Origin of the sequence: Synechocystis sp. LEGE 06083 (assembly GCF_015207725.1) — a bacterium.
In the GTDB taxonomy this organism is placed as follows: Bacteria; Cyanobacteriota; Cyanobacteriia; order Cyanobacteriales; family Microcystaceae; genus Synechocystis; species Synechocystis salina.
This window is the reverse complement of the sequence record NZ_JADEWJ010000265.1, coordinates 1-5,459: the sequence shown is the minus strand read 5'-3', so window position 1 is coordinate 5,459 and position 5,459 is coordinate 1. Positions and strand designations below refer to the sequence as shown.

The 5,459-nt window shown below is 39.9% G+C and carries 7 protein-coding genes; 6 read left to right on the top strand and 1 reads right to left on the bottom strand.

Going from position 1 to position 5,459, the window contains the following annotated elements; all coding sequences use genetic code 11:
* The first annotated feature begins 150 nt into the window (after positions 1 to 150).
* The 6 genes from IQ219_RS16370 to IQ219_RS20430 all read left to right on the top strand — a co-directional run bounded on the left by IQ219_RS16370 (position 151) and on the right by IQ219_RS20430 (position 4,241).
* The gene (locus IQ219_RS16370) at positions 151 to 507 is read left to right on the top strand and encodes a PIN domain-containing protein (RefSeq protein WP_228017236.1); all 357 of its coding nucleotides are present in this window, start codon (positions 151 to 153) and stop codon (positions 505 to 507) included.
* A gap of 368 nt (positions 508 to 875) precedes the next feature.
* Positions 876 to 1,922: an HAD family phosphatase gene (locus IQ219_RS16365; RefSeq protein ID WP_194073309.1), complete on the top strand. Its 1,047-nt coding sequence runs from the start codon at positions 876 to 878 to the stop codon at positions 1,920 to 1,922.
* Complete coding sequence (locus IQ219_RS16360) at positions 1,919 to 2,770, top strand: bile acid:sodium symporter family protein (protein ID WP_194073308.1); 852 nt, start codon at positions 1,919 to 1,921, stop codon at positions 2,768 to 2,770. The genes IQ219_RS16365 and IQ219_RS16360 overlap by 4 nt, the downstream gene beginning before the upstream one ends.
* 15 nt (positions 2,771 to 2,785) lie before the next feature.
* Entirely contained in the window at positions 2,786 to 3,205 is a 420-nt protein-coding gene (locus IQ219_RS16355; RefSeq protein WP_194018925.1) for a YidH family protein, read from the top strand.
* A gap of 180 nt (positions 3,206 to 3,385) precedes the next feature.
* The gene (locus IQ219_RS16350) at positions 3,386 to 4,060 is read left to right on the top strand and encodes a potassium channel family protein (protein ID WP_194073307.1); all 675 of its coding nucleotides are present in this window, start codon (positions 3,386 to 3,388) and stop codon (positions 4,058 to 4,060) included.
* Positions 4,061 to 4,118: 58 nt separating this feature from the next.
* Positions 4,119 to 4,241: a hypothetical protein gene (locus IQ219_RS20430; RefSeq protein WP_255512839.1), complete on the top strand. Its 123-nt coding sequence runs from the start codon at positions 4,119 to 4,121 to the stop codon at positions 4,239 to 4,241.
* A 312-nt stretch (positions 4,242 to 4,553) separates the two neighbouring features.
* Here the strand turns inward: IQ219_RS20430 and IQ219_RS16345 are convergent, their stop codons facing one another.
* A complete protein-coding gene (locus IQ219_RS16345) occupies positions 4,554 to 5,399 on the bottom strand; it encodes a mechanosensitive ion channel family protein (RefSeq protein WP_194073306.1) in 846 nt (281 codons plus the stop codon).
* Between the last annotated feature and the right edge of the window lie 60 nt (positions 5,400 to 5,459).

Genomic DNA, 5,459 nt, shown 5'->3' with positions numbered 1-5,459 from the left:
TAACTGCTTGAGCAGACCGTTCTCCCCCAGAATTTCTTCCGGGGTTGAATAATCCTTTAACAGTTCATCCATTAATTTATCGGCTACGGTATCCTCTTTTTTCTTCCTTGCCATCATTGCCTCCTTGGTGAAATGGGTTAATTTGTATTTTTGCTTTTACACAAATTAATTTACAGTCCCATTGATACTGGTCAAGTTGTTGGCCATGTGACAGCAACAACGCTTACGGATATTTTCTATATTGCTCGCAAGCATACTCGCAGTATCGAGCAATCACGACAAGCAATCTCAGAAATGCTGACTGTTATGGTTATTTGTCCTGTCAACCGAGCCGTTTTAGAAGCAGCATTCAGGTATGGTTTGGCCGATTTTGAAGACGCTGTTCAAATTTTTTGTGCTGTCGAGCAGGGATTGGACGCTATTCTCACACGCGACGCCCAAGGTTTTTTTGGTTCTTCTATGCCTGTGCTATCAATACAGGAATTATTGCAACAATTAGGACGTTAAGAAGTTAGTAGCTCTTGGGAAGTGCGATCTCCATCATTGAATTGATTAAACTTCAAGGGGCGATCGCCTAAAGGTGACTGACCAAAAGTTTGCCATTTTTGTATAGCCTGAGCCGACGGGTAGTGGAAAAATAACCCCAGGTGTTTGCTTAGTCATAAATATGGAGTCGTCACCGAGCCCAATTATGCTGAAGACCTTGCAATGCAGGTTCAGATATTAATTCAAGAAAATCAGTAAACTATTGATCAATTATTAGAGAAAATGCAAAGTAGTCGAACGTTTTAGAGAGAAGAAAAAAAAGGGAACTGTCCGCCAAGGATAGAAATTTTTTCTTCTTAGTTCCAGAATACTGAGCCAAAAATCACAAGATGAAAAAATTCTCGCTCAAGACCTTACTGATTGCCCTATTGGGCGTTCTAGTAGTGACATGGATGGGGAACCTTGCCAACTTCGGGAGGGTAGTTGCCCAATCCACCGATCCTTTGCCCTCTTGGAATAAGGGAGCAACAAAAAGCGCAATTATTGAGTTTGTGCAAACAACAACCGACCCATCGAACCCGAATTTCGTCCCTTTACCAGAGCGGATTGCTACTTTCGATCAAGACGGAACTTTATGGGTTGAACACCCTATGTATACCCAGGTAGACTATGTCTTTGATCGTGTTCCGGTGGTAGTTAAGGACAAACCAGAGCTTGCCGATGTTGAGCCATTTAAAACCGTGCTTTCGGGCAACGAAGAGGCGATCGCCAAGCTCTCCCTGCCGGATCTTGAAAAGATTCTGGCCGCCACCCTTACAGGCATGACAGTGGATGAGTTCAAAACTGAAGCTAAAAAATGGCTAGAAACGGCTAAAAATCCTCGATGGAATCGACCTTACACTGAACTCACCTATCTGCCCATGCAGGAGTTGCTGAAATACCTGCGTGCTAACGATTACAAGACTTATATCGTTACGGGGGGGGGACAAGACTTCGTAAGGGTTTACTCAGAGCAGACCTACGGTATTCCCCCTGAGCAGGTAGTCGGCACTGCGGGTAGCACCAAGTATGGCTATGACGAAAACGGTCAGCCAATGCTCACTAAAGAACCGAAACTGCTCCTTAACGACAACAATGCCGGTAAACCCGAAGGCATCCACCTGATGATCGGACGCCGACCTTACGCCGCCTTTGGTAACTCGACTGGCGATCGCCAGATGCTGGAATACACCAAGGCAGGGGATGGGGCAAGGTTATCAATGCTTGTGCTGCACGACGACGCAAAACGGGAGTACGCCTACGGTCCAGCCCAAGGACTGCCCGACACCAGGATCGGAACCTTCCCTCAGGCACTGTACGATGAAGCCAAGAAAGAAGGCTGGTTCGTGATCAGCATGAAAAATGATTGGCGACAAATCTTCGCATTTAAGTCATGAACCATCCTTTCTTACTCATAATTGTCAAAGTTACAATTTTTTCCCTAATGTTAGCCATGGGAATCAAGTTTTCTTTGGAGACAATGTTTTCTTTTTGGCGCAAACCTGCTTTACTATTTCGTGCGCTTTTTGCAGTTGTTGTGCTGGTTCCCCTAGTGGTAGTGGCACTTCTGAAACTATTTAACTTACCTTTGGAAGTAGCGATGGGATTAGTCTTTTTAGCAGCCTCTCCCGGTGCGCCTCTGACCACAAAAAGAACCAAAATGGCGGGAGCTAAATCTAGTCAGTCTGCTAGTCTTCAGCTAACTCTGGCTTTACTTGCGGTTATTATTACCCCTCTGACTTTAGCTATTTTTACTATCTTATTTCAAAGTATTCCCGAAAAACTAACTATGTTAGATGTCGCTAAACAAGTGACTATAGTGCAACTTTTACCCGTTAGTCTAGGCCTTTTACTGCAAAAATATGGGGCTAATTATGCAGTAAAGGTTGAAAAATCTTTAACTTTTATCGCTAATTTTCTGTTTTTTATACTAGTTATTTTAGCCTGTATTATTGGATTTCCTTTGTTGTTTAAACTTTGGGGATTACCATTAGTTGCGATCACTATTATGGTGATTGTCTCTCTGGGTATTGGACACGTTTTAGGAGGCCCCGATGAAGATCATAGGTCTATCCTAGCAATTTCCTGTATTGCCCGTAATATTGGTTTAGCTTTATTCATCACTATTTTAAATGGTCTGGAAAAACAAGTAATACCAACAATAGTGGCTTATTTAATGGTGGGGGCTGTTTTAGGTGTTCTTTACTCAATTTACCATAAGCGCAAATTAGCCAAATTACCCTAAAAAATCTGATCAATTATGAGTCAAACTCCCAAGCAGTCTTCTACCAATGATTTAGCTGCAGATCGTACTGAACTAGCTAAATATCGTAGTCGAGCCGCCGCCGATCGTACCTTAATGGCTTGGATCCGCACGTCTCTATCATTAATTGGTTTTGGTTTTGGTATCCCTACCATCGTGAGGTCAATTGAAAATATCCATATTGAACATCATCTTAATCCAGTAAGATTTTCAGTTATTGTAGGATTATCCTTTATTGGTACAGGAATGTTTGGGATGTTTGTAGGGTTAAAACAACACCGTAAGTTAATCAAGCAAATTGAAAGTAATAGCTATATCTATGAAACATCCTACAGTGCGGAAATTGTTGGAGTAGCACTGTTGGTAATTGGATTAATTAGTTTTATTGGAGTGATAGTTAAATCTATGAATTTTTAACCAAAATGTGAGGAATCATGACTCAATTTTTACTGGTACAAGGGAGAATATCAAAATGTCCAATCTCGAAGAGACTAAGGCGATTACTTTTTAATTAGGGAGGCGATCACTAAAGCCGTTGTTTCGGCTCCTTCGAATCTTAAGAACGCTTCTGGAATTTGTCGAATAATAGAAAAGAGTATGCTCAAACCATTGACAAACCCTTACATTATTTTAATTATTACCGTAATTGGTATTGCGATTGCGATTGTTGGCAAAAATACGTTTGAGTTGTTCTTTGTTAATATAACTTTTTTAGCTACCATATTCTTAATTTCGCTTAGGGATTTTGATCGTCATGATCGTGTCTATTCTAAAAAAAGAGCAAAAATTGTATTTGTCCTAATTTCAATTTCTTTTTTATTTGATTCGATATTCCACTTTCAGTGGATTCCTAGTTTTAGTGCTTTTTTCTTGGCCACTGCTACCGTCATTAAAATTTCAGTTTTTGGATACGAATGGTTCGCCACTGTTCAGGCATTAGCCCATAGACAAAAAGTAACCAGTAACATTATCATCTTGGCGATTATTGCCTATCTTTTTATCGGAATTATCTGGTCCTTTATTTATTTCATGATTTGGCAAATAGATCCCCATTCTTTCAAAATTAATGACGTCAGGGAATATCAATTACAGCCTTGGAATTTGGCAATGTATTTTAGTTTAATTACCTTAACCACTGTTGGCTATGGCGGCATTATTCCCACAGGAAGGTGGGTAATGCTTCTCGCAAATTTTGAAGCAATGGCTGGGGCAATTTTTTTAACTGTAATTATTGCTCGCTTAGTTTCTCTATATGGTAACCTGGATAACTAATCTTTATGACAATGTAAATTCACAAATAATCAAAACTTAGCCCTGTGAACAGTGGAATGTGGGGCGAGAATTCCGGTGGTGGGTGAAACAGGCCTTTGATAAAGCTGAAATTCGGGCTGGCATTCCCCACCAAACCATCACTCTGATGCCCAGTGCAACGGATCAAGAAGTCCTAAACTGACCATCAGGCAGTTTCAAGGAATCACCTAGCGTACTGGTAAGATTTATCCGGCCATCTCCTTTAACCCAAACAAGTTTAGTGAAAAAAGTGGATTTACTCAAACCTTACTTTTTCCTGAAAACAACACCTTTATTTTAAAATAGGCGATCAATTTATTCACATTGTAGATAGATTTATTGGGTACTGGTCTTAAAAAAGGATGATTTTATGAAACGCTTATCAAACATAGAATTTAGATGAATCAGCAATTTGACATTCTAAATCTTTGTCCAGAAATAGCTTCAGCAATCTATAGTTAAGCGACCAATTTATTTAACTTTCTTGTCCACTTTCACGGATCAAGGCCTGATCATTATTTTGACTATTTTTCATCGAAGAGTCAACCATTGTCAACTTATTTTCAAACCAAATAGATCGTTGGGGAAAAGGAATAGAAATTCCCTGTTGATCAAACGCTAACTTCAAACGCCGACGGTATTCTCGTACCACTGTCCATTGCTCACTCAGTTTCGTTTTTAAAACCAAAAAGATCGTAATACTATTATCGCCAAAATTGTCTACCCCTTTCATGTCTGACTGAATTTCATACTTACTCCAAACCTCATCTTGTTGCATGTCTTCCACAACTTGATTGATCACCGTAATGGCCAGATCTAAATCTGTGCTGTAAGCAACATCAATAAACACTTTAATCCCCGATTGACCGTGGGTAAAATTGGTTATTTTGTCGAAACTACTATGGGAAACAATAAACAAATCCCCGCAAACGGTGCGGAGTTGACTATTGCGGAGAGAAATTCGTTCTACTGTGCCGGAAACCTCGCCAATTTGCACAATATCCCCCAATCCATACTGATCTTCTGCCAAAATAAAATAGGTTTTGACAAAATCTTGGAGAACATTTTGAACCAAAAAAGCCAGTCCTGCCAGAATGATCAAGGCAAAATATAAAACATTAATAAAATAGGAAAATAATAAAAATCCCAATATTAAAATCAAATAAATATTGAATTGTTTTAAAACAGAAAAAATCGTAATTGCACGGGTTTTTACGCGGGGATATTCCATCCCTTTTTCTTGAATAAAATCAATAATGCGGGTTAAAACCAGGCGACAAATGCTATCTAAGATCGGTTTTGATAGGAAAATGCCCAGCATAATGCCAATGTAAGCTAGGGGAAATCGAATTAACCAATCACTGACGGCGCGGGTTTGGGG